Annotated in this window: 20 protein-coding genes and 1 tRNA gene; 10 read left to right on the top strand and 11 right to left on the bottom strand. The window is 63.9% G+C overall.

All coding sequences use genetic code 11. From position 1 onward, the window contains the following. Window positions 1–155: 155 nt before the first annotated feature. Complete coding sequence (locus tag IVB50_RS10455) at window positions 156–1,544, bottom strand: MFS transporter (RefSeq protein ID WP_018459687.1); 1,389 nt, start codon at window positions 1,542–1,544, stop codon at window positions 156–158. A gap of 99 nt (window positions 1,545–1,643) precedes the next feature. Here IVB50_RS10455 and ggt point away from each other — a divergent pair, with 99 nt between their 5' ends. Together ggt and IVB50_RS10465 are read left to right on the top strand one after the other, a co-directional pair. Beyond that, entirely contained in the window at window positions 1,644–3,395 is a 1,752-nt protein-coding gene (gene ggt / locus IVB50_RS10460) for a gamma-glutamyltransferase (protein WP_018459686.1), read from the top strand. A 111-nt stretch (window positions 3,396–3,506) separates the two neighbouring features. Continuing rightward, on the top strand, window positions 3,507–4,802 hold the full coding sequence (locus IVB50_RS10465) for an MFS transporter (protein WP_018459685.1): 1,296 nt from the start codon (window positions 3,507–3,509) through the stop codon (window positions 4,800–4,802). A 10-nt stretch (window positions 4,803–4,812) separates the two neighbouring features. On the opposite strand, the gene IVB50_RS10470 is transcribed toward IVB50_RS10465, so the two are convergent. Next, a complete protein-coding gene (locus IVB50_RS10470; RefSeq protein ID WP_018459684.1) occupies window positions 4,813–5,478 on the bottom strand; it encodes a glutathione S-transferase in 666 nt (221 codons plus the stop codon). A gap of 151 nt (window positions 5,479–5,629) precedes the next feature. On the opposite strand from IVB50_RS10470, the gene IVB50_RS10475 reads away from it, so the two are divergent. The 4 genes from IVB50_RS10475 to panE all read left to right on the top strand — a co-directional run bounded on the left by IVB50_RS10475 (window position 5,630) and on the right by panE (window position 9,476). Beyond that, window positions 5,630–6,226: a DUF2239 family protein gene (locus IVB50_RS10475; RefSeq protein ID WP_018459683.1), complete on the top strand. Its 597-nt coding sequence runs from the start codon at window positions 5,630–5,632 to the stop codon at window positions 6,224–6,226. An 86-nt stretch (window positions 6,227–6,312) separates the two neighbouring features. Next, window positions 6,313–7,662 carry an MATE family efflux transporter gene (locus IVB50_RS10480; protein WP_026233859.1) on the top strand — a complete coding sequence of 450 codons (1,350 nt, stop codon included), beginning with the start codon at window positions 6,313–6,315 and terminating at the stop codon, window positions 7,660–7,662. Between the two features lie 89 nt (window positions 7,663–7,751). Then, window positions 7,752–8,366: a 2-hydroxychromene-2-carboxylate isomerase gene (locus tag IVB50_RS10485; protein ID WP_247295810.1), complete on the top strand. Its 615-nt coding sequence runs from the start codon at window positions 7,752–7,754 to the stop codon at window positions 8,364–8,366. A gap of 186 nt (window positions 8,367–8,552) precedes the next feature. Then, on the top strand, window positions 8,553–9,476 hold the full coding sequence (panE, locus tag IVB50_RS10490; protein ID WP_247295812.1) for a 2-dehydropantoate 2-reductase: 924 nt from the start codon (window positions 8,553–8,555) through the stop codon (window positions 9,474–9,476). 12 nt (window positions 9,477–9,488) lie between these two features. Here the strand turns inward: panE and IVB50_RS10495 are convergent, their stop codons facing one another. The 4 genes from IVB50_RS10495 to IVB50_RS10510 form a co-directional block, all read right to left on the bottom strand. Continuing rightward, on the bottom strand, window positions 9,489–10,082 hold the full coding sequence (locus IVB50_RS10495; RefSeq protein WP_018459679.1) for a c-type cytochrome: 594 nt from the start codon (window positions 10,080–10,082) through the stop codon (window positions 9,489–9,491). Window positions 10,083–10,298: 216 nt separating this feature from the next. Then, window positions 10,299–11,579: a PQQ-dependent sugar dehydrogenase gene (locus tag IVB50_RS10500; protein WP_085349220.1), complete on the bottom strand. Its 1,281-nt coding sequence runs from the start codon at window positions 11,577–11,579 to the stop codon at window positions 10,299–10,301. Between the two features lie 378 nt (window positions 11,580–11,957). Beyond that, window positions 11,958–12,944: an NAD(P)-dependent oxidoreductase gene (locus IVB50_RS10505; protein WP_018459677.1), complete on the bottom strand. Its 987-nt coding sequence runs from the start codon at window positions 12,942–12,944 to the stop codon at window positions 11,958–11,960. A 75-nt stretch (window positions 12,945–13,019) separates the two neighbouring features. Next, a tRNA-Gly gene (locus tag IVB50_RS10510) sits at window positions 13,020–13,094 on the bottom strand. 276 nt (window positions 13,095–13,370) lie between these two features. On the opposite strand from IVB50_RS10510, the gene trxA reads away from it, so the two are divergent. Beyond that, window positions 13,371–14,294 (top strand): thioredoxin, encoded by a 924-nt coding sequence (gene trxA / locus IVB50_RS10515; RefSeq protein ID WP_007598659.1) that lies wholly within the window; start codon window positions 13,371–13,373, stop codon window positions 14,292–14,294. 31 nt (window positions 14,295–14,325) lie between these two features. Continuing rightward, window positions 14,326–15,003: an LON peptidase substrate-binding domain-containing protein gene (locus IVB50_RS10520; protein ID WP_018459676.1), complete on the top strand. Its 678-nt coding sequence runs from the start codon at window positions 14,326–14,328 to the stop codon at window positions 15,001–15,003. A 12-nt stretch (window positions 15,004–15,015) separates the two neighbouring features. On the opposite strand, the gene IVB50_RS10525 is transcribed toward IVB50_RS10520, so the two are convergent. The 4 genes from IVB50_RS10525 to IVB50_RS10540 form a co-directional block, all read right to left on the bottom strand. Beyond that, the gene (locus tag IVB50_RS10525; protein WP_018459675.1) at window positions 15,016–17,517 is read right to left on the bottom strand and encodes an EAL domain-containing protein; all 2,502 of its coding nucleotides are present in this window, start codon (window positions 17,515–17,517) and stop codon (window positions 15,016–15,018) included. 291 nt (window positions 17,518–17,808) lie between these two features. Beyond that, window positions 17,809–18,402 carry a cytochrome b/b6 domain-containing protein gene (locus IVB50_RS10530; protein WP_018459674.1) on the bottom strand — a complete coding sequence of 198 codons (594 nt, stop codon included), beginning with the start codon at window positions 18,400–18,402 and terminating at the stop codon, window positions 17,809–17,811. A gap of 47 nt (window positions 18,403–18,449) precedes the next feature. Beyond that, window positions 18,450–18,728 carry a PepSY domain-containing protein gene (locus IVB50_RS10535; RefSeq protein WP_007598654.1) on the bottom strand — a complete coding sequence of 93 codons (279 nt, stop codon included), beginning with the start codon at window positions 18,726–18,728 and terminating at the stop codon, window positions 18,450–18,452. Between the two features lie 221 nt (window positions 18,729–18,949). After that, window positions 18,950–19,300: a hypothetical protein gene (locus tag IVB50_RS10540; RefSeq protein ID WP_018459672.1), complete on the bottom strand. Its 351-nt coding sequence runs from the start codon at window positions 19,298–19,300 to the stop codon at window positions 18,950–18,952. Between the two features lie 106 nt (window positions 19,301–19,406). Here IVB50_RS10540 and IVB50_RS10545 point away from each other — a divergent pair, with 106 nt between their 5' ends. Continuing rightward, on the top strand, window positions 19,407–19,937 hold the full coding sequence (locus IVB50_RS10545) for a TetR/AcrR family transcriptional regulator (protein ID WP_247295815.1): 531 nt from the start codon (window positions 19,407–19,409) through the stop codon (window positions 19,935–19,937). A 61-nt stretch (window positions 19,938–19,998) separates the two neighbouring features. Further along, window positions 19,999–20,196, top strand: coding sequence for a Trm112 family protein (locus tag IVB50_RS10550; protein WP_018459670.1), 198 nt, complete (start codon window positions 19,999–20,001; stop codon window positions 20,194–20,196). Between the two features lie 118 nt (window positions 20,197–20,314). On the opposite strand, the gene IVB50_RS10555 is transcribed toward IVB50_RS10550, so the two are convergent. After that, window positions 20,315–21,535 carry a ubiquinone biosynthesis hydroxylase gene (locus IVB50_RS10555; RefSeq protein ID WP_018459669.1) on the bottom strand — a complete coding sequence of 407 codons (1,221 nt, stop codon included), beginning with the start codon at window positions 21,533–21,535 and terminating at the stop codon, window positions 20,315–20,317. Between the last annotated feature and the right edge of the window lie 67 nt (window positions 21,536–21,602).

Here is a 21,602-nt window from a genome sequence, read left to right on the forward strand (position 1 = left end):
TGTACTAAACTCTCGACGGGTCGTCCCGGCGAAGGTCGGGACCCATAGCCCAGGAAGTAGTTTGGTGTGCGGTACTGGCCGTGTCGCGGCAACGAGCAATCACGCGGTATGGGTCCCGGTCCCCGTGCGCAATTGCGCACTAGGCCGGGACGACGCTAATTTTCCCGCACCCGCATCAACAGCGCCAGACCCGCGACGAAGAACACCACCAGCACGGCCATGCCGGCCTTCTGGCTCGCCGTCACCGCGGTGATCACGCCGATCAGCAGCGGGCCGATGAAGGACGTCACTTTCCCCGTCAGTGCGAACAGACCGAAATACTGCGCGATGCGGTCCTTCGGTGCGAGACGGATCAGAAGCGTACGTGAGGCCGCTTGCAGCGGACCACCGGCCGCACCGATCAGGCAGCCCAGCACCAGATAAGCGCGCTCTGACGCGGCGGCGAACAATCCGCCGCCGGGCGCGGGCGGCGCGACCTTGATGAAGAGGATCGAATCCTTGTCGACCAGCAGGATCGCCGCCAGCGCCAGCAGCAGGACCAGCATGCTGCCGGCGATCACGCGCTTCGGCCCGAAGCGATCGTCCAGCTTGCCACCAAACCACGCGCCAAACGCGCCGGCGATCGCGAGCATGATGCCAAACGTGCCGATCTGGATCGTGTGCCAGCCGAACGTACCCGCGGCATAGATGCCGCCGAAGGCAAACAGCGACACCAGACCGTCGGTGTAGATCATGTTGGCGAGTAGAAACGCCGCAAGCGATTTCTGCTGCGGCAGCCCCTTGATCGATTGCTTCAGCTCCGACAGCCCCTCGTGCAGCGCCTCGCGCACCGGACGCTTCGCCGGATAGTCCGGCGTGAACAGGAACATCGGCGTCACGAAAACGATGAACCAAAGCCCGGTCAACGGTCCGGCGGCGCGGTCGCCCTGATGACTGACGGGATCGAGCCCGAACAGAGGCGTGAGACCGAGCAGCGTGCGACCGGTCTCGGGGTTCGCGGCGAGCAGGCCGAGCACGATGATCAGGCTGACGATGCCGCCGACATACCCCGTCGCCCAGCCGGTGCCGGAGAGCCGCCCGATGCGCTCCGGCGGCACCAGCGTCGGCATCATCGCATTGTTGAAGAGAGTGGCGAATTCCGCGCCAACGCTGGCGAGCGCGACCGCGGTGAGCAGCGGCGGAATGATCGAGGGATCGCCGGGCTTGCCGATCCACAGCGTGCAGGATGCCAGCACCAGCACTGCGCCGAATCCGGCGATCCACGGCTTCCTGCGGCCCGACGCATCGGCGATAGCCCCCAGCACCGGCGACATCAAGGCAATCGCGAGGCCCGCGGCAGCCATCGCAAAGCCCCACAACGATTGCCCGGTGGCGGGATTCGGCGCAATGCCGGTGGCGAAATAGGGCGCGAACACGAAGGTCGTGATCAGCGTAAAATAAGGCTGCGCGGCCCAGTCGAAGAAGATCCAGCTGACGACGGCGCTGCGCGGCGGATAGGTCCGCTGCGCGCCGGCGATCCGCGCATCCCGGGCGATCGTCGTCACTCCATAATCCTCATCACGAACAGTTTTGCCTCTGTCGGGGCAAACCGTATAGCATTGCAGCGCTGCATGTGAACTGCCCATGGCCATTGCGGAAGTTTGATGATGTCGTCTTTTTCGACACGGCGGACATTTTTCGCCTTCCTTGCCACTCTGGCGTTCGGACTTCCGACCGCGACCGCGCAGGATGCGCGGCGGGCCTATGTGCCGCCCGCGCTCGACACCGTGCACGCCGTTCCCGCCGAACACGGCATGGTAGTAGCGCAGGAGAAAATCTCCGCGCAGGTCGGCGCCGATATCCTGCGGCGCGGCGGCAATGCCGTCGATGCCGCGGTCGCGACCGGCTTTGCGATGGCCGTGACCTATCCGCGGGCCGGCAATATCGGCGGCGGCGGCTTCATGGTGATTCATTCCACCGAGCGCAACGAAGACATCACGATCGATTATCGCGAGACCGCGCCGGCTGCGACCACGCCGCAGATTTTCCTCGGCGCCGACGGCAAGCCCGATGCGGCGAAGTCGCGGGATTCTGCGCTCGGCGTCGGCGTGCCCGGCACCGTCGCGGGTCTTGCGCTCGCCCTGGAAAAATGTGGCTCGGGCCGGTTCACGCTGGCGCAACTGCTCGAGCCCGCGATCGTGCTCGCCCGCGACGGCTTCCTCGTCGGCGACGACATTGCCGACACGCTGCCGGGCTGGCACAAGCGGCTGGTGCGCTGGCCCTCCTCGGCCCGGATATTCTCGCGGCCTGATGGCACGCCGCTCAGCCAAGGCGACAGGCTGGTGCAGAGCGATCTCGCCGAAACGCTGTCGACTGTCGCCGTACAGGGCCCGCGCGGTTTTTATGAAGGGCCGGTCGCGGAAAAACTCGCCAAGGCCGTGACTGATGCGGGCGGCATCATGACGCCAGCGGATTTGAAATCCTATCAAGCGGTGATCCGCGCGCCGGTGCGCGGCACCTATCGCGGCTATGACATCGTGTCGATGCCGCTGCCGTCGTCGGGCGGCGTGGTGCTGGTGGAGACGCTCAATATTCTCGAAGGTTTTCAGCTCGCCGATCTGAAGCAGGGATCGCCGGCCTCGCTGCATCTGTTGATCGAGGCCATGAAGCGCGCCTATGCGGACCGGGCGCGCTATCTCGGCGATCCCGCCTTCGTCAACGCGCCGATCGGGACGCTCACCGGCAAGGACTATGCGGCCAAGCTGCGGGCAACCATCTCCGCGGATCGCGCCACGCCGTCGGAACAGCTCGTTTCCACTGCGACCTCACCGCATGAGGGCAGCAACACCACGCATTTTTCCGTCGTCGACGGCAGCGGCAACGCGGTCAGCAACACCTATACGCTGAACTTCAGCTACGGCGTCGGCCTCGTCGCCGACGGCACCGGCGTGCTGCTCAACAACGAGCTCGACGATTTCACCGCAGCGGTCGGCGCTTCCAATGCCTACGGCCTCGTCGGCTTCGAGGCCAATTTGCCCGGGCCGGGCAAGCGGCCGCTGTCCTCGATGTCGCCGACCATCGTCCTGAAGGGCGGCAAGCCGGTGCTGGTGACGGGCTCGCCGGGCGGCAGCCGCATCATCTCGGCCGTGCTCCAGGTGATCGTCAACGTCCTCGATTACAAGATGGACGTCGCGGCTGCCGTGGCCGCGCCGCGGCTGCATCACCAATGGTTGCCCGACGAGGTCCGGGTCGAGAGCGGCTTTCCCGATGATGTGCTGCTCGAGCTGAAGGCGATGGATCATCTCATCGTCACGCCGATGGGGCAGACATCGGCGAATTCGATCGCGGTGACCGCCAACGGGCCGCTCGGCGCGCCCGATCCACGCACCCGGGGCGCGGAAGCAGCGGGGCAGTAACTCTGTACTTGCATGGCGCGAAGGCCGGCGGCCGGCTTGCGCGCGCCCCCGCGCGTGCTACCACCGCCAGGCCAGAGAAACTGCCAAAGAAAACACTGTCGGGAATCGCGCATGACCACCGTTGATCCGAACCAGCGCATCGAACGCGCCGAGATCGAGGACACCAGCCTTCTTGCCTTCTATCGCGACATGAACGCGCCGGAGCGGCGGACGTTCTGGGCGTGCGCCGCAGGCTGGGCGCTCGACGGCATGGACTTCATGATCTATCCGCTGGTGATCGGCACCATCATCGCGCTGTGGAAGGTCGATGCGGGGTCGGCCGGGCTCGCCGGCACCGTGACGCTGCTGGCCTCCGCGATCGGCGGCTGGCTCGGCGGCTATCTCTCCGACCATATCGGCCGGGTCAGAACGCTCCAGATCACCATCATCTGGTTCTCGTTCTTCTCGCTGGTCTGCGCGGTCGTGCAGAATTTCGAACAGCTCCTGATCGCACGCGCGGTGCTGGGCCTCGGCTTCGGCGGGGAGTGGGCGGCGGGCGCCGTGCTGATGGGTGAAGCGATCCGGCCGCAATATCGCGGGCGTGCAGTCGGCTCGGTGCAGTCGGGCTGGGCCGTCGGCTGGGGCCTCGCGGTGCTGTCGCAGGCGATCCTGTTCTCGGCTTTGCCGGCGGAGACAGCGTGGCGCTGGATGTTCGTGATCGGCGCGTTGCCCGCGCTGCTGGTGTTCTACATCCGCCGCTCGGTGACCGAGCCGGAGATCGCGGCTGAGGCCCGCGCCAAGCAGGCCGCGAGCGGCAATCGCCCGGCGCTCTGGGAGATTTTCTCGGGCCCGATCCTGAAGACCACGATCCTGGCGTCGCTGATGGCCACGGGCTGCCAGGGCGGTTATTACGCCGTCACCTTCTGGGTGCCGCAGTTCTTGACCAAGGAGCGGCATCTGTCGATCGTCGGCTCGACCGGCTATCTCTCGACGCTGATCATCGGCTCCTTCATCGGCTATCTCACCGGCGCGTGGCTCGCCGACCGGATCGGACGGCGCAATCTCTTTCTGACCTTCTCGATCGGCGCGATAGCGGTTGTGCTGCTCTACACGCAGCTGCCGCTCACCAACGAGGTCCTGTGGGTGCTCGGCTTCCCGCTCGGCTTTTTCGCCTCGGGCTATTTCTCCGGCGTCGGCGCGTTCCTGACCGAGCTTTATCCAACGCGACTGCGCGGCTCGGGCCAGGGCTTTTGCTACAATTTCGGCCGCGGCATCGGCGCGCTGTTTCCGTTCCTGGTCGGAGCGCTATCGGCGACGACGTCGCTTGCGAATGCGATCGCCATCTTCGCGGTGGTGGCTTACGCGCTGTTCTTCATCGCCGCCTTCGCGCTCCCGGAGACGCGCGGGCGCGTGCTGCACGCGGACTGATGAAAGCTAACTATCGACCGACCTGATACGGCCCGCCCTTTTCGAGGGCGCGGCTGTACGCCGGCCGTGCATGAATGCGCTCCAGGAACGCCATCGCGTTGGGATGGCCGAGCTCCAGCCCGCCGCGCGCCTGGGCTGCCTCAAGCGGAAAGCTCATCTGAATGTCGGCGGCGGTGAACTCGTTGCCGGCGAACCACTCGCTCTTGCCGAGCTCGCCTTCCCAATAGTCCATGTGCTGCTTCAGCTGCGGATTGACCAGCGCAGTAAGCGCCTGGTTCGAGACCTTGCGCACCAGCGGGCGGAGCAACGCCGGCGCGCGCTTCGGCATCAGCGTGAACAGCAGCTTGAGCAGCAGCGGCTGCATCGCCGAGCCTTCCGCATAGTGCAGCCAGTAGGTGAAGCGCAGCCGCTCCGGCGTGTTCGGCGGCGGGACCAGCCGGCCGTTGCCATAGGTGGCGATGAGATATTCGATGATCGCGCCGGATTCGGCGATGGTGTTGCCGTTGTCCGTGATAACGGGCGACTTGCCGAGTGGATGGATGGCGCGGAGCTCCTTCGGCGCGCGCATGTCCGGCTGGCGCTGATAGCGCACGATCTCGTAAGGCACGCCCAACTCTTCGAGCAGCCACAGCACGCGCTGCGAGCGGGAATTGTTGAGGTGATGAACGGTCAGCATCGCGTGGTCCCCGGGGCTAGGCATGGTTCGATCGGCCGCGCGTTCGTGCCAGCCCGGGAACGCAATGTCGAGCCATCCGGTCGAGTATTTTAACCCGGGTATATTGACGTTAGCAATTTACCCGGGTATTAAAGCTGCCATCGCGACCAATATGGCAATGATTCCAATGCAGAAGACTTTCACCGCTTTCCAAGGGCATCGCCGTCTGGTCTCCGGGCCAGCAGGAGAGGTCGCGCTGGTCATCAAGAGGATGACGGAGCGGCCGGACGAGCCCATCATCATCTTCGAGGACGCCACGGGCAGATCGATCGACTTCGATCTGCGCGGCGGAGACCGGGAGGTGCTGGCGCGGCTGGCGAAGCTTGTGCCGCCCCCGGTTGAGGACACCGCATCGCCGAGCGAGCCGCGCGGTCGCGGCCGGCCGAAGCTCGGCGTGGTCGCGCGCGAGGTGACGCTGCTGCCGCGGCACTGGGAGTGGCTCAGCGCGCAAGCAGGCGGCGCCTCGGTCGCACTACGGAAACTTGTCGAAGAGGCGCGGCGTGCCAGCGGCGACAAGGACCGCGAGCGGCAGGCGCGCGATGCGGCCTATCACTTCATGTCGACCATGGCCGGCAATCTGCCGCAGTTCGAGGAAGCATCGCGCGCGCTGTTTGCGGATGATCGGCGGCGTTTCACCGGACTGATCGCAGATTGGCCCGCCGACATCCGCGACCACATTGTCAAGCTCGCCTACAGCGACCGCGCTTAGGTGCGCGCCTTCTCACAACCCCATCGACGGCCAGGCCACGCGCATTGCGCGTGGCGACGGTTTCGCAGGCCCTGAAAGGCCAATCCATGTCCGCAGCCAAGCCGCTCTGGAAAAGTTTTCTGCGCTTCCTCGCGCCGTTGATGCTGAGCAACGCGCTGCAATCACTGTTCGGCACCGTCAGCAACGTCTATCTCGGCCAGATGATCGGGATCGACGCGCTTGCATCGGTCTCGGTGTTCTTTCCGGTGATGTTCTTCCTTTTCGCCTTCGTCATGGGGCTGAGCACCGGCGCCACGGTGCTGATCGGCCAGGCCTATGGTGCGGGCGAGCAGGGCCGGATCAAGCTCATCGTCGGCACGACGCTCGCAATCGGCCTGCTGCTCTCGATTGCAATTGCACTGATCGGCGGCATCTTCAGCCGGCAATTGATGATGATGCTCGCAACGCCCGCAGACATTCTCGACCAGGCTAGCGCCTATGCCCGCATCATGCTGCTCACCATGCCGCTCGGCTTCGTCTTCCTGCTGATGACGGCGATGATCCGCGGCGTCGGTGACGCGCTGACGCCTTTGCTGGCGCTGGCCTTGTCGACCGCGATCGGCTTGATCCTGACGCCGATGCTGATCCGCGGGTCGTTCGGATTGCCGGCGGCCGGCATCACCAGCCCGGCCTGGGCGGCAGCGATCGCCAACGCGCTGACGCTGGTCGCGCTGGCGGCCTATCTGCTGCGGAGAAAACATGCCTTGGCACCGGACGCTGCACTGCTGCGCCATCTGCGGCTCAATCGTGTGGTGCTGGGACAGATCCTCGGCATTGGACTGCCGAGCGCGATCGGCATGGTGGTGATGGCGATCGCCGAGCTGGTGCTGCTCGGCCTCGTCAACGGCTTCGGCTCGAACGCCACCGCAGCCTATGGCGCGGTCAACCAGGTGATGGGCTACACGCAGTTCACGGCGATGTCGATTTCGATAGCAGTCTCCATCCTCGGCGCCCAAGCGGTCGGCCGCGGCGACAGAGCGGGGCTCGACGGCATCGTGCGCACCGGACTTGCGTTCAACATCGTCCTGACGGGCGGACTGGTGGCGCTGATCTATCTCGCGCCGCGCGCCGTGCTCGGCATCTTCATCACTGATGACACCGTGCTCGAGCTGGCGAAGAGCTTGCTCAACATCGCACTGTGGAGCTCGGTGCCGTTCGGCCTGGCGACGGTATTTTCCGGCGCGATGCGCGCTGCCGGCGTGGCACTGACGCCAATGCTGCTCGCGGTCTTCGCCATTATGGCGATCGAGCTGCCATCCGCAGTGATCCTGAGCCGCACGATTGGCCTTCAGGGTGTGTGGGCCGCCTATCCGATCGTGTTCTGCGCCATGTTCCTTTTGCAGATGGGCTATTACCTTCTGGTGTGGCGCAAGCGGACGATCCGGCGCCTGACCTGACCAAATCATCAAGAGATTATGACCGTCATTAAACGGTAGACCCGCAGCGCGCGCTGCGCCACAATGCGAAAAAAGCGACGTCAGGGAGCATGATTTTGACCCGCACAGCCCCGCAATTCCTGTTCGATTTCGGCAGTCCGAACGCCTATCTCAGCCATCTCGCGATCCCCGCCATCGAGCAGCGCATCGGCGTCAAATTCGAATATGTGCCGATCCTGCTCGGCGGCATCTTCAAATCGACCAACAACAAGTCCCCCGCCGAGACGCTTGCCGGCATCAACAACAAGCGCGAATTCCACGCGGTCGAGACCGAGCGCTTCGTCAAGCGCTTCCAGGTGCAGCCCTATGTCATGAATCCGTTCTTCCCCGTCAACACGCTGAACCTGATGCGCGCAGCGATCGCGGCGCAGCTCGAGGGCGTGTTCGAAGCATATGTCGAAGCCGCCTTCCATCACATGTGGGGCGAGCCGAAGAAAATGGACGATCCGGAAATCGCCGCGAAGGCGCTGGCGTCCTCCGGCCTCGACGCGCAAAAGCTGTTCGCTCGCGCCGGGGAACCGGAGGTGAAGGGCAGACTGATCAAGAACACCGAGGAAGCTGTCGCGCGGGGCGCGTTCGGCTCGCCGACCTTCTTCGTCGGCAACGAGATGTTCTTCGGCAAGGAGCAGTTGCGCGAGGTCGAGGAGATGGTGTCGGGGAAGTGATTTTCTCGAAGCAGGGAAACCGAACAATGTCCTCGACGTCATCTTGGCGAAAGCCAGGACCCATAACCACCGGATCGCGTTTGGCGATAGGCGGGGGCTCCGACTTGTCCGACAAGAGGCAGTCGGGGTAATGGGTCCTGGCTTTCGCCAAGACGACGAAAAAGAACCAACAACAAGGACAATCCCATGCGTATCCTCGTGGTCGGCGCTGGCGCCATCGGCGGCTATTTTGGTGGCAGGCTGTTGCAGGCCGGCCGCGACGTCACCTTCCTGGTCCGGCCGCGGCGCGCCAGCGAGCTCGCGAGCGCCGGCCTCGTCATCAAAAGCCCGAACGGCGACGTGACCTTGAAAAATCCGCCGACCATTCAGGCCGACGCGCTCAAGGACAAGTTCGACGTCGTGCTGCTGAGCTGCAAGGCCTTCGACCTCGACGACGCCATCAAGTCGTTCGCGGCAGCAGTCGGGCCCAATACGGCGATCATCCCGATGCTCAACGGCATGAAGCATCTCGATATCCTCGACGACAAGTTCGGCAAGGAGCGCGTGCTCGGTGGCCTCTGCGCCATCGCCGCGACGCTCAACGAGAAGCGCGAGGTGGTGCAGCTCCAGCCGATGCAGTCGATCAATTACGGCGAGCGCGACGGCGAGCTGTCGGATCGCGTCAAGGCGATCGACGAGGCCTTCAAGAGCGGCATCGCTGGGGCCACCGCCAGCCAGAACATCATGCAAGACATGTGGGAAAAGTGGGTGTTCCTGTCCTCGCTGGCCGCGTCCACCAGCCTGATGCGCACCTCCGTCGGCAATATTCTCGCCGCTCCCGGCGGCAGGGATTTCCTGCTCGGCATGCTGGACGAGACCAGCGCGATCGCCACCGCGTCGGGCTACACGCCGGGCGGGCCGTTCTTCGAGCGCGTGAAGGGCAACCTCACCACCGAGGGTTCACCGATGACGGCCTCGATGTTCCGCGGCGTCAAGGCGGGCCTGCCGGTCGAGGCCGATCACGTCATCGGCGACCTCATCGCTCGCGCCGATGCCGCCAAGGTGCCGGTGCCGAAGCTGCGCATCGCCTACACGCATTTGAAAGCGTATGAGAAGCAGCGGGTGGGGTAGCCGCAGCTTCCGCTATTTGAAATACGCGAGATAGTGCGAGACGGCGGTGATTTCCTCATCGCTCATGTGATAGGCGACATCGGCCATCGCAGCGCCACCGCCGCCGACGCGCTGGCTGCTCTTGTAGTCGTGCAGCGCCTTGACCAGGTATTCCTCGCGCTGGCCCGCCAGCCGCGCGACGGCCTTGGTGCCGGCAAAGCTATCCGTATGACATGAGGCGCAGCGGCGGCCGGCGGCAACTTGGGCGCCCTTTTTCGACAGGTCCGGATCCTTGTCCTCCGCCGCTGTGGGCGGCGTCAGCGCGGCGAAATAGGCGCCGAGATTGCGGACGTCCTCGTTGGTGATTTCCTCGGCGATGGGTTGCATCTGGTCGTTCTTGCGCGAGCCGGCGCGGAAAAACACGAGCTGCCATTGCAGAAATTGATCGGGCTGGCCCGCGAGCGAAGGAATGTTCTCGGTCTGCGAGATGCCGTTCTCGCCGTGACAGCCGGCGCAGACGGCGGCCTTCTCCTTGATCGCGGCATTGTCGGCGGCGCTCGTGGGGAGAGAACCGAGCGCGAGGAGCGCGACCGCGCTGATTGCGTGCGAGATGAACTGCCGGCGCATGATTGGAATTCCGATCTATCGAACGCGTCATTCCGGGGCGAAGAAGCGCGAGCTATGATGCGCAATGACGCATCTGAGAATTCGATAACCCGCGTTCGTGGCCAAGGGTTCCGGACTTGCGCGCAAGCGGTGCGCGATCGGAAACGACAGCGTGCGAAATTGAAATGAGAAAGGCTGCGGCGCCCTCTCGGCACCGCAGCCTCGCGTCGTCTTACGCTACTTCTTGCTGTAGCTGATGCGGTAGATCGCGCCGGCCCAGTCGTCGGCGACCAGGATCGAGCCGTCCTTGGCGAGAATGATGTCGTCGGGACGGCCGAGATAGCCTTGGTCGCCCTCGATCCAGCCGGAGGCGAACACCTCCTGCTTGGCGTTCTTGCCGTCGGGACCGACGATCACGCGCATGATGCGGCCGCCCTGGTACTTGTGACGATTCCAGGAGCCGTGCTCGGCGATCAAGATGTTGTTCTTGTACTCGGCCGGGAATTGGTCGCCGGTATAGAACTTCATGCCCAGCGGAGCGACGTGAGCGCCGAGGTTCAGCACGGGCGGCGTGAACTCGGAGCATTTGTGGCCCATCGCGAACTTGGTATCCGGCAGATCACCCTGGTGACAGTAGGGATAACCGAAGTGCTCGCCGATCTTGCTGATCATGTTCAGCTTGTCTGAGGGCAGATCGTCGCTGATCCAGTCGCGGGCATTCTCGGTGAACCAGAACTTGCCGGTGCGCGGATCGACGTCGCCCCCGACCGAGTTGCGAACGCCGAGCGCATAGATTTCCGCATTGCCGGTCTTGGGATCGACCCGGCGGATCTGCGACACGCTGGTCGGGGGAATGCCGATGTTGAAGGGCGGTCCGAACGGAATGTAGAACCAGCCTTCCTTGTCGACCGCGATGTATTTCCAGCCATGCGCGGCATAGGACGGCATGTCGTCATAGACGACCTTGCCCTCGCCGGGATTGTCGAGCTTGTTTTCGATGTCGTCGTAGCGGATCAGCTTGTCGACCGCGATGACGTAGAGGGCACCGTCCTTGACGGCCAGACCCGTGGGCATGTTCAGGCCCTTGAGGATCGTCTTGACCTCTTTCTTTCCGTTGTTGTCCTTAATCGCATAGACGTTGCCGAGGCCGAATGAGCCGACGAACAGCGTGCCCTTGTCACCCCAGGCCATCTGCCGCGCGGCCAGCACGCCGGAGGCGTAGACCTCCATCTTGAAGCCCGGCGGCAGCTTGACCTTCTTGACGATATTGGCGAGCTCGGCGTCGGACGCGCCGGTGGGCGGACCCGACGGCGGCGCCAGGCCCTTCTGCGCCTCGGTCTCGTCGCCGAGAAACCAGTCGTCCGGCGGATGGGTCCAGAACTCCTTGGTGCCGGATTCGTATTTCTTCAGCGGCTTGTTCTTGTCCTGCTGCTGCGCGTGACCGACGCTTGTCCCCGCGAGAAGGGCAACCGCTGCAAGCGCCAGGACGGATTGAAAGACGGATCGATGGAATTTCATCGCGTCACTCCCCTAAGGCAGCCATCAGGGCTGCACATTTATTTTAATTTGCTATCGAGAGGCGAAGTTCGGACTCTGTCGAGAGGACAGACGCAGAAGGTTAGCACATCTGCGAGCGGTGAGAAGCGCGCCGCGTGCGCTGCGATAGCGCTCAGTAAAAATTGAGACGGAAAGGCAATGATCGCGAATGCCGCGACGACAACGCTCTCGCTGCAGCGCAGAATCGAGATCATGCGCGGCTAATTTGCAGGCAGCAGGAGGTCTGGAACAAAAAAACGCGAAAACAACCCCATGCAAAGTAGAACGGCTCCGGCCATCTTGCTGCCGGTGACTCCGGGTAGACATCTGACGAATCGAGCGAATTAGCAAAGGTGGCGGCTACGGGGCGACGGGGTAAGGACCATCGTCGAAAATCGTCTCATGATAGCCTTTCGACCCGACATCGCGCGCCAGCGTGCTGCGAAAATCGCGGTCATCGCGAAGGCATTTCAGGACATGCGCAAAGTCGAATTCGGGCCGCCAGCCGAGTTCGTGCCGCGCGCGCTCGTTGACATAGACGCGGTCAATCGCGGGGAACAGCCGCCAGTCTCGCGCCGCATAGAGCTCCGCACAATCCGGACAGAGCTCGTGCACCACACCGGCCGCGTCGCGCGCCAGTGCGGCGAGATGGCGCTGCTCGAACGGGCTCGTGGCCGACAGGATGTAGCGGGCAAACCCGATGTCCGGCGCGCGCTCGGCGGCGAGCAGATGGGCGCTCACCGCGTCCGCGATATCCAGCCGGCGATAGAGCAGCTCGTTGGCCTGCGCATTCTCCGGCGCGTAAGCCGACCGCATCGCCGGATCGTCATCGTCTTCCAGGAAGAAGCGCGAGGTCCTCAAGACCACGACAGGCAGGCCGCGCTCGCGACAGAACAGCTCGCAGAGATTTTCGGCCATCAGCTTGGTCGTGCCGTAGATGTTCTTCGGAATCGGCGGCAGGTCCTCGGTGACCCACACCGCGGCTTGGCCCGCCTCGGGGCGAAGCTGCGAGCCAAACGCGCTGGTGGTACTGGTGAAGACAAAACTGCGCACGCCGGCGGCCACGGCCGCTTCAAGCAGGTTGAGCGTGCCGGTGACGTTGGTGTCGACAAAGTCTTGCTTGCTGTGGGTCGCCACATGCGGCTTGTGCAGGGTCGCGGTGTGGATCACCGCGGTGACGCCGTCCATCTGGGCCCGGACGAAGTCGGAATCGACGATCGAGCCCACGGCATCGGTGAAGGGCGATGGCTTCAGGTCGATCCCACGCACAGACGAATCGCGCCCGCGGAGCGTGCGGAGAAGACCCTCGCCGAGATGGCCCGCGCTGCCTGTGACCAGAATTGTCATTCGAGACCCAAACGGCCGCCAGAGGCGTGGAAAACCACGTGCCCATCCGGCTCACTGGATGCTTTGGGAGAAAATTGGAGCGGGCGAAGGGGCTCGAACCCTCGACCCCGACCTTGGCAAGGTCGTGCTCTACCACTGAGCTACACCCGCATCCTGTGTCGGTCGCATGACTGCGCCGGCAACGGCTGTCGTATGCCAAAAGCGGGAGGGGAATGCAACAGCTACCGGCGGCATAGATGCGCAATCGGAGGCCCGATATGGACCCGAACGCGGCCAAATGCCCCAAAAAAGGCTCCGGAACCGGCGAATCGGCCCACACGGATTGAAATTCGGCCGTCCCGGCCCAATTTAGGGCCAACAGCGAAGCATATGAATTGGCGACGTGCTAAAGACCCGCCAATTCCAGACATCAGACGAGGGGATCCCGTGACGATCATCGACCAGGGTAACGGAGCAGCGGGCCCGGCTGCCGCCGATCTGATCAAGGACACGACTACCCAGACCTTCGTGAAGGACGTCATCGAGGAATCGAAGCGCCAGCCGGTGCTGATCGACTTCTGGGCGGAGTGGTGTGGCCCCTGCAAGCAGCTCACGCCCTTGCTGGAAAAAGCGGTCAAGGCCGCCAAGGGCAAGGTCAAGCTGGTCAAGATGAACATCGACCAGCACCCGGCGATCCCGGGCCAGATGGGCATCCAGTCGATTCCGGCGGTGATCGCCTTCGTCAACGGCCAGCCGGCCGACGGCTTCATGGGTGCGGTCCCGGAGAGCCAGCTCAACGCCTTCATCGAGAAGCTGACCAAGGGCGTGACCGCGCCGGGTGAGCCGAATATCGCGGAGATCCTCCAGGAAGCCGAGGCCGTGCTCGCAGAGGGCGATGCCGCCGCGGCCGCCCAGATCTACGCGGAGGTGTTGCAGCTCGAATCGACCAACATTGCGGCCCTCGCCGGGCTCGCGAAATGCTACGCCGTCTCCGGCGCGATGGAGCAGGCCAAGCAGACGCTCGCCATGGTCCCGGAATCCAAGCGCAACGACCCGGCTGTGAAAGCCGTGCAGACCGCGATCGATCTGGCCGAGCAGGCGGAACAGCTCGGGCCCGTCGCCGAGCTGGAACAGAAAGTCGCCGCAAACCCGCTCGATCATCAGGCCCGATTCGACCTCGCGATCGCGCTCAACGCGCAAGGCAACCGGGCAGCGGCCACCGAGCAGCTGCTCGCGATCGTCAAGCGCGACCGCAAATGGAACGACGACGGCGCCCGCAAGCAGCTGGTACAGTTCTTCGAGGCCTGGGGCGGCACGGACGATGCAACCGTCGAGGGACGCAAGCGCTTGTCGATCATCCTGTTTTCCTGACGCGCGCTGGCAAGGCCAGGGGACCCGGCAGATGCCGATCAACATCGAATATCGCGGGCCGGCCGACCTTCCGGAGATCCTTCCGGTGTTTCCGCTGCCGGGCGCGCTGCTGCTGCCGCGCGGGCAGATGCCGCTCAACATCTTCGAGCCGCGCTACCTCGCGATGATCGACGATGCCTTTCGCGACGGCCATCGCTTGATCGGCATGATCCAGCCCGACATCGCGCATTCGCCCAAGAATTCCGACAAGCCGGCGCTGTTCCGTGTCGGCTGTGTCGGCCGCATCACCCAGCTCGCGGAATCCGGCGACGGCCGCTACATCCTCGAGCTCACCGGTGTCTCGCGCTTCAAGGTCGTCGAGGAGCTTGAGGTTCTCACCGCCTACCGGCAGTGCAAGGTGGATTTCTTTGCCTTCGTCGACGACTTCACGCCGCGCATGGGCGAGGAGGAGGTCGATCGCGAAGCACTGCTGACGGTGCTGGCGGACTTTCTGAAGGCCAACAACCTCAAGGTTGACTGGGAGGGCGTCGAGACCGCTCCCAACGAAGCACTCGTCAACGCGCTGGCGATGATGTCGCCCTATGGCGTGGCCGAGAAGCAGGCGATGCTGGAAGCGCCCGACCTGAAGACCCGCGCCGAAATTTTGATCGCGGTGACCGAGATGGACCTCGCGAAGAAGCGCACCAGCGGCGATCCGCCGCTGCAGTGAGGGTAGGAATGCTCATGCAGCGTGGTAGGCCGCTTCGGCACCTCGCCGCAGCATGCTGGTGATGCTGGATGCAGGCATCGGCCGGCTGAAATAGTAGCCTTGTGTTTCGACGCAGCCTTCCTCACGGAGGATGTCCAGCTGCTCTTTCGTTTCGACGCCTTCGGCGGTCGTTATCTTGCCGAGGCTGACAGCAAAACGAACCACTGCCCGCGCAAGATGGTGCGCCTCTGCGCTCGGGCTGGATAGTTCGCTGACGAAACTGCGGTCGATCTTGATTTTGTCGAACGGGAATCTCTGCAGAAAGCTCAGAGACGAATAGCCGGTGCCGAAATCGTCCAGGGCAACTCGCACGCCAAGCTCGCGCAATTGTCCGAGCACCGCGAAAGCAGCCTCGCTATCGTGCATGATCACCGTCTCGGTGACCTCGAGCTCGAGCCTGTGTGGCGCCACTCCCGAACTCGCCAGCGCGCCGACAATGACAGCAACGAGTTCCTTGCTCCTGAATTGAGCGGGAGATAGGTTGATAGCGATCCTGACATGCGCAGGCCAATTGGCGGCTTCCGCACAGGCGGTCCGCAAGACCCATTCTCCCAGCGGCACGATAAGGCCTGTCTCCTCCGCAAGCGGGATGAATTCGCTCGGCGTGACCAGTCCTCGCTGTGGGTGATGCCAGCGGAGCAGGGCCTCGAAGCCGCGGGTCTCGCCGGTAGCGGCGCTGACGAACGGCTGATAGTGGAGCTCGAACTGACGATCGGCAAGGGCATCCCGCATATCGTGCTCCAGGTTGCGTCGCGCGTGCATGAGCTCGTCGAGTTCCGGCTCGAAGAAGCGGTATGCGCCACGTCCGCCACTTTTGGCGGAGTAGAGGGCGAGATCCGCGCTCTTCATGATCACGTCGGAATCGCTGCCATCGCGCGGCGCGATGGCGATTCCGATGCTGGTGCCGACCGTGACCCGGTGATCGCCGAGATCGAAGGGCTCGCAAAGCGCCCTTCCGATGCTCTCGGCCAGGCCGGCAGCCTCCACGGCTGGATTGGTGACGTAATCGATCACTGCGAACTCGTCGCCGCCCAGTCGAGCGATCAACGCGGTTTCGGTGGTGCATTCGCGCAGGCGCGCGGCGACGGCGCGGAGCAGGGAATCCCCCGCCGGATGTCCAAGCGTGTCGTTGACTTCCTTGAAGCGGTCGAGGTCGAGCATGAGCACGGCCAAGTCGACGCCACCGTTGCGAGTAACTGCGATGGCATGCTCCATCCGCTCCCTGAGCAGCACGCGGTTGGGCAGATCGGTCAACGCGTCATGTTGCGCCATATGAGTGATTTTGGCCTCAGACCGGCGCTGCTCGGTCACATCGAGATGTGTGGCAACCCATCCGCCACCGGCCATTGGCTGCCGCGTCACGCAGATCAACCGACCGTCGGCAAACTCGTCGATCCTGCTTGAGACCGCATCGAACGGCAGCGCGGCCAGCTTCGAGATGAATTGCTCGGCAGCCCCCTCGCTGAGATCGCCCTTGAGGATTCCGTTCACGATGCGATGCCTGATGATGTCGGTGTGCGACGTCCCCGTCCGCAGCAGTTCCGGCGGCAGCCGATAGAGTCGGGCGTAGCGCTCGTTGCAGACGACAAGCCGCTTCTTGGCGTCAAACATGCAAAGGCCCTCAACCATGTGGTTGATCGCGGTGTCCAGCCTGAGCGTCTGATCCTGCAACTCTCTCTGCGAGCCTTCGAGCTGCTGCCGGGCGATCGAAAGCTGGCTGATGATCTCCTCGAATTTGCTGGTTCTACTTGCCAGGCGGCGGTCGGCGAGTACGCCGATCAGGCTCATCCCAAGTACAGATAGTGCCACGCCGGCGATGGCGAGAGCGAGGAAAGTCGGCGAAAGCGACAGACTGTCGGTTGAACGCGTCGGATCTGGAACGATCTGCACGGCACCCATCGCCGTGAAGTGATGCGAGACGATAGCAAGGGTCAGCAGGACTGCCGCCAACAGTGCGCCCCAGGAGTTCTTGTACCTGACTGCAACAACGAGGGCGGCACAGCCGAGGCACATGCCCAGAATGACCGAGGCAAACACCAGATCCAGCGACCAGGTGACGCGGCCCGGCACTTCAAGTGCCCACATTCCGAGATAGTGCATGCTGGCGATGCCGCCGCCAATGACGACACCGCCTGCCGCGGCGCGCCACCGGCCGGAATAGCCGGCCGCAATGCCGAAGCCGCCCGACGTCAACAGCATTGCCGTAGCAAGCGAAAGCGCCGTCAGTACGATGCCGTAACCGGTCGTAACGCCGGGTTCGTAGGCGAGCATCGCGACGAAATGCGTTGCCCAGATCCCATATCCGATGGCAGCGCCGGCAATCCCGATCCAGATCAACCGCGTTCTTGCGGGCGCCACGATCGCACGATGAAAGATACTGACCGCGACGCTACTCGCGAGCAAGCAGACCAGACCGGCGAGCAGGACAAGCCGCCAATCGTGCTCGACGGCAAGGCAAGCGAAAACCCGAAACATCCCAGCCGCTCCATCGTGGATATTGCCGATAGTGTCCGTGCTAATCCGCCTTCGCGTTAATTTTGTGCAACGCGTGATTGCATGCTTATTGGTTGCTTAACGTGGTCAGTGCAATTTGAAATCTGGCGGGCGCCCGCGCAGGACAATGCGCGCCACCGGTCGTAGAGCCAACCGAGAGCACTCTGGAACCGGCAGCGAGGCCTGGAGCGGAGGAAGGCGACACCGATTGGCGGGGGAGGAGACGCGCCGAACCGAAGCTTCGGTTCTGACACAATCAGAACCAATAGTGCTCTAGAGGTGATGACGGATGCGCTTACGTCCAGTGATCATCGCGCTGATCAGATTCTCGCGCTGAAGACGCCCCATCATCAGCACGCCCAAGACGTGCAGCACGATCAGGACGATGACCGCGTCGGATGAATAATGGTGAGTGTCCTCGACCCACCAGACACCGAAAAAGGTCACGGTCACCGACATCGCGCCCGTGATCGTCGAGACCGCCAGCGAGACCAGCAGCGCCACCAGCATCAACGTGCCGGCTGGATTGAGACCGATATAGCGGCCGGTGATGCCGCGGCGCAGATTCCAGAGATAACCCGGCGCGGCCCGAAGCCTGACGCCGACCATGCGAAAGCGCGAATAGCGGCTTCCCCAAAAACCCCAGACCAGACGGAACGCAAGAAGGCCGAGTACGGCATAACCGACGATGCGGTGAAGTCGGTCATAGACGGTCGGCGTGAACCACGCGGCCAGAACGCAAGCCGCGAGCGCCCAGTGCCAGAGCCGCAGCGGGAGGTCCCAGACCGCGACTGTCCGCGCGGCGGTTCGATCCGCGGGGGTCCGGTCGGACCCCCCGCGAGCGTGCGGCACCGTTTCTTCGATCAAGCGAGGACCACCCTCAGGCGTAGCATTGCGCAGACACTTCGCGCGGTCTACTTCGCAATCGTGTGCTTCAGGCTGAGATCTTCTGGGCTGTAGAACAGCTCGTAAAGCTTGCCTTCCTTGACGCCGTAGACCTCGTAGCACGAGCCTTCGATCTTGGAGCGCCGCACCTCGTAGCCGAGCGCCTTGGCCTTGGCTTCGGCGTCGCTCGCCGGCTTCCACGACGCCTTGTCGAGCTTGGTGCAGTCCTTGAAACCATCGGCCAAGGCTGCCGATCCCATGCCAATCCCGATCGTCAATGCAACGGCAACAACACGAATAACCTTCACGAACGTCTCCTCTTCTGTCGTGGGCGCTGCGCCGGCAGGCGAAGCGGGACCGAAGGAAGCAAAGCACATGATGAAGTCAATGCGGTTCGCGGCCAGTTCGCTTTAGAGTTATTCTAACGATCCGAAAAAGTTCAGCGCTCTCCGTATGCAGCGCGCATTTGAGACGACACTGCGGCCTTACGTCTCACGGTTTGACAGCAGGCTGATCCCGACGCGCAAGCTCAGTAGCCAGCAACCGCCATGACGACGACGGCGGTGAGCGCCATCCATCCAAAATGCCGGCCGCTTGTGGCCCATGCGTTGGCGAGAGCGGAGAAGCCGAACACACCGGCCATGGTGACGACGATCCAGTGACGCGCTGGCTCCGATTGCATCCAGGGCGCCGCGATCAGGAGCACACCGCCGCCGATCCAGGCGACGGTCGAGGCCTGCCAGACCAGGCGGATCAGGGTGCGGAGCCGCTCCGGCTCGATGCGGGCGCGGGCAAAGACCTTGGTCTCGCCGAGAATGCCATGAATGAGGGCCACGGCAATGGTCAAGACCCCGGCGCACTGGAGCAAGAGATCACGCATCGTCAAAGCTCCCTGCAAATATGGTCCATACAGTTATGTATGGTGGGATAGGCGCTGGCCTGCCGGCTGTCAATACACTAGTGTATGTTTGCATCCGGAACCCGACATGGCCGAACAGCTGACCGCCGACGACTGGATCAAACAGGGACTGAAGGCGCTCGCGCGAGACGGCTTCACCGCGCTGAAGGCCGATCCGCTGGCAAAAGCCATGGGGGTCTCGCGCGGCAGCTTCTATTGGCATTTCGCCGATCTCGGCGCATTCCATGCTGCTCTCTTGAAGCGCTGGCGCGAGATCGCGGCCGAGCAGATCATCGCCGATGTCGAGGCGGACAGCGACGAGCCGCTGAAAGCGCTGCTGCGCAGGACTTTTGGCGCGCGGCTCGACCTCGAGCGCGCGGTGCGGAACTGGACGGCCTTCGATGCGGCGGCACAAACGGCGGTGCGTGCCATCGACCGGCGCAGGCTCGACTATATCGAGGAGCTGCTGAGGAAGCGCGGGTTCGAGGCGGCGACAGCGCGAGCCCGCGCGCAAATCCTGTACTGGACGTTTCTCGGCTTCGCCCTGTCGGGCCCGCCAGCGCCGGCCGCGCGGCTTGAGGGCCTGCTCGACGAGATTCTGCGGATGGTTGCCGCTTGAGGCGACGCGATGGGCTGCTACGATTTTTTATGCTAGAGGCAACCGACCGTCGGAGACCCCCATGAACGCGCCCACCGAACGCCCCGAAGCCAGCGTCGATCCCAAATTGCTGGAGATTCTGGTCTGCCCGCTGACCAAGGGTCCGCTGGAGTTCGATGCTGCAAAGCAGGAGCTGATTTCGCGCAGCGCCAAGCTCGCCTATCCGATCCGCGATGGCATCCCGATCATGCTGCCGGAAGAGGCCCGCAAGATCGATTGAGGGACTTGTGGCCCGATGAGAGACTTGTAGCCCGGATGGAGCGCAGCGAAATCCGGGGTTCCTCGTATGACGCAGCGGCCCCGGAATACGCTGCGCTCCATCCGGGCTACCGAAAATCCTACAGCGCCTCGCCCTTCAACAGCCGCGGTATCTCACCGGTCAAACCCGCGGCTTGGCGGATAAAAAGATTCTTCAGCGGCGGGGCGCGATCGACGAGGCCGAGGCCGATGTCGCGGACGGTGCGCAGCAAGGTGGACTGGTTGGAGAACAGGAAGTTCAGCGAGTTGGTGGCAACGCCCATGGCCATGGTGTCGAAGCGGCGCCAGCGCTGATAACGTTCGAGCACGTCGACGCCGCCGATATCCATGCCGAGCCGCGCGGCATCGACCACGACCTCGGCCAGCGCGGCGACGTCCTTCAGCCCCATGTTGAGACCCTGGCCCGCGATTGGGTGGATGACGTGGGCGGAATCGCCGACCAGCGCGAGGCGCTGGGCAATGAAGGAGCGTGCGACGAAATAGGACAGCGGAAACGCGCGCGGCTTGTCGAGCGCCTTCACCTCGCCGAGATGCAGGCCGAAGCGCTGCTCGAGCTCGCCGTGAAATTCCCCATCGCTCAACGCAACGATACGCGCGGCTTCGCTGCGGCGCTCGGTCCATACCAGCGAGGAGCGCTTGCCCGAAAGCGGCAGGATAGCAAACGGACCCGCCGGCAGAAAATGCTCTTCGGCGCGGCCTTCGTGATCGCGCTCATGGCCGACAGTGACGACGATGCCGGATTGATCATATTCCCAGCCGTGGGTGGCGATGCCGGCGCGCTCGCGCAGTTTCGACTTCGCACCGTCGGCCGCAACCAGGAGGCTCGCTGCAATCACGCTGCCATCACCGAGCGTCACGTCGATACCTTCGGCCCGCGCGTCGTAAGACGACACTGTGGTCGCGCGGAGATCGATGCCCTCGGCCTCGGCGCGCACCACCAGCGCATCAATGAGGCGGCGGTTCTCGACCATATGCGCGAAGGGCTCACCCGGCGCGACGTCGCCGGCAAAGTTGAGGAACGCCGGACGGGTGGCGTCTTCCAGCTTGGAATCGGTGACAATCATGTCGAGGATCGGCTGCGCCTCGCCCCTGACGTCGTCCCAGGCGCCGATCGCCTCGAACAGGCGGCGGCAGGCGGCCACGATCGCGGTCGCGCGCGGGTCCCGGCTCGGACGTGTGGAGAGCGCGGGGTCGGCGACGATGACGGGGATCTCGGGGCCGAGCCCCTGGCGCAGCGCCAGGGCCAGCGCCAGGCCCGCAAACGCGCCGCCACCGATGACAATGCTACCCTGTACCGACATACCCAATTCCCGGCTAAATCCTGGCCTTGCTAGCAGACTTGAGGTGGGCGAAACAGTGCGGTGAAAC

Source organism: Bradyrhizobium sp. 87 (assembly GCF_023073015.1).
GTDB classification, from domain to species: domain Bacteria; phylum Pseudomonadota; class Alphaproteobacteria; order Rhizobiales; family Xanthobacteraceae; genus Bradyrhizobium; species Bradyrhizobium canariense_D.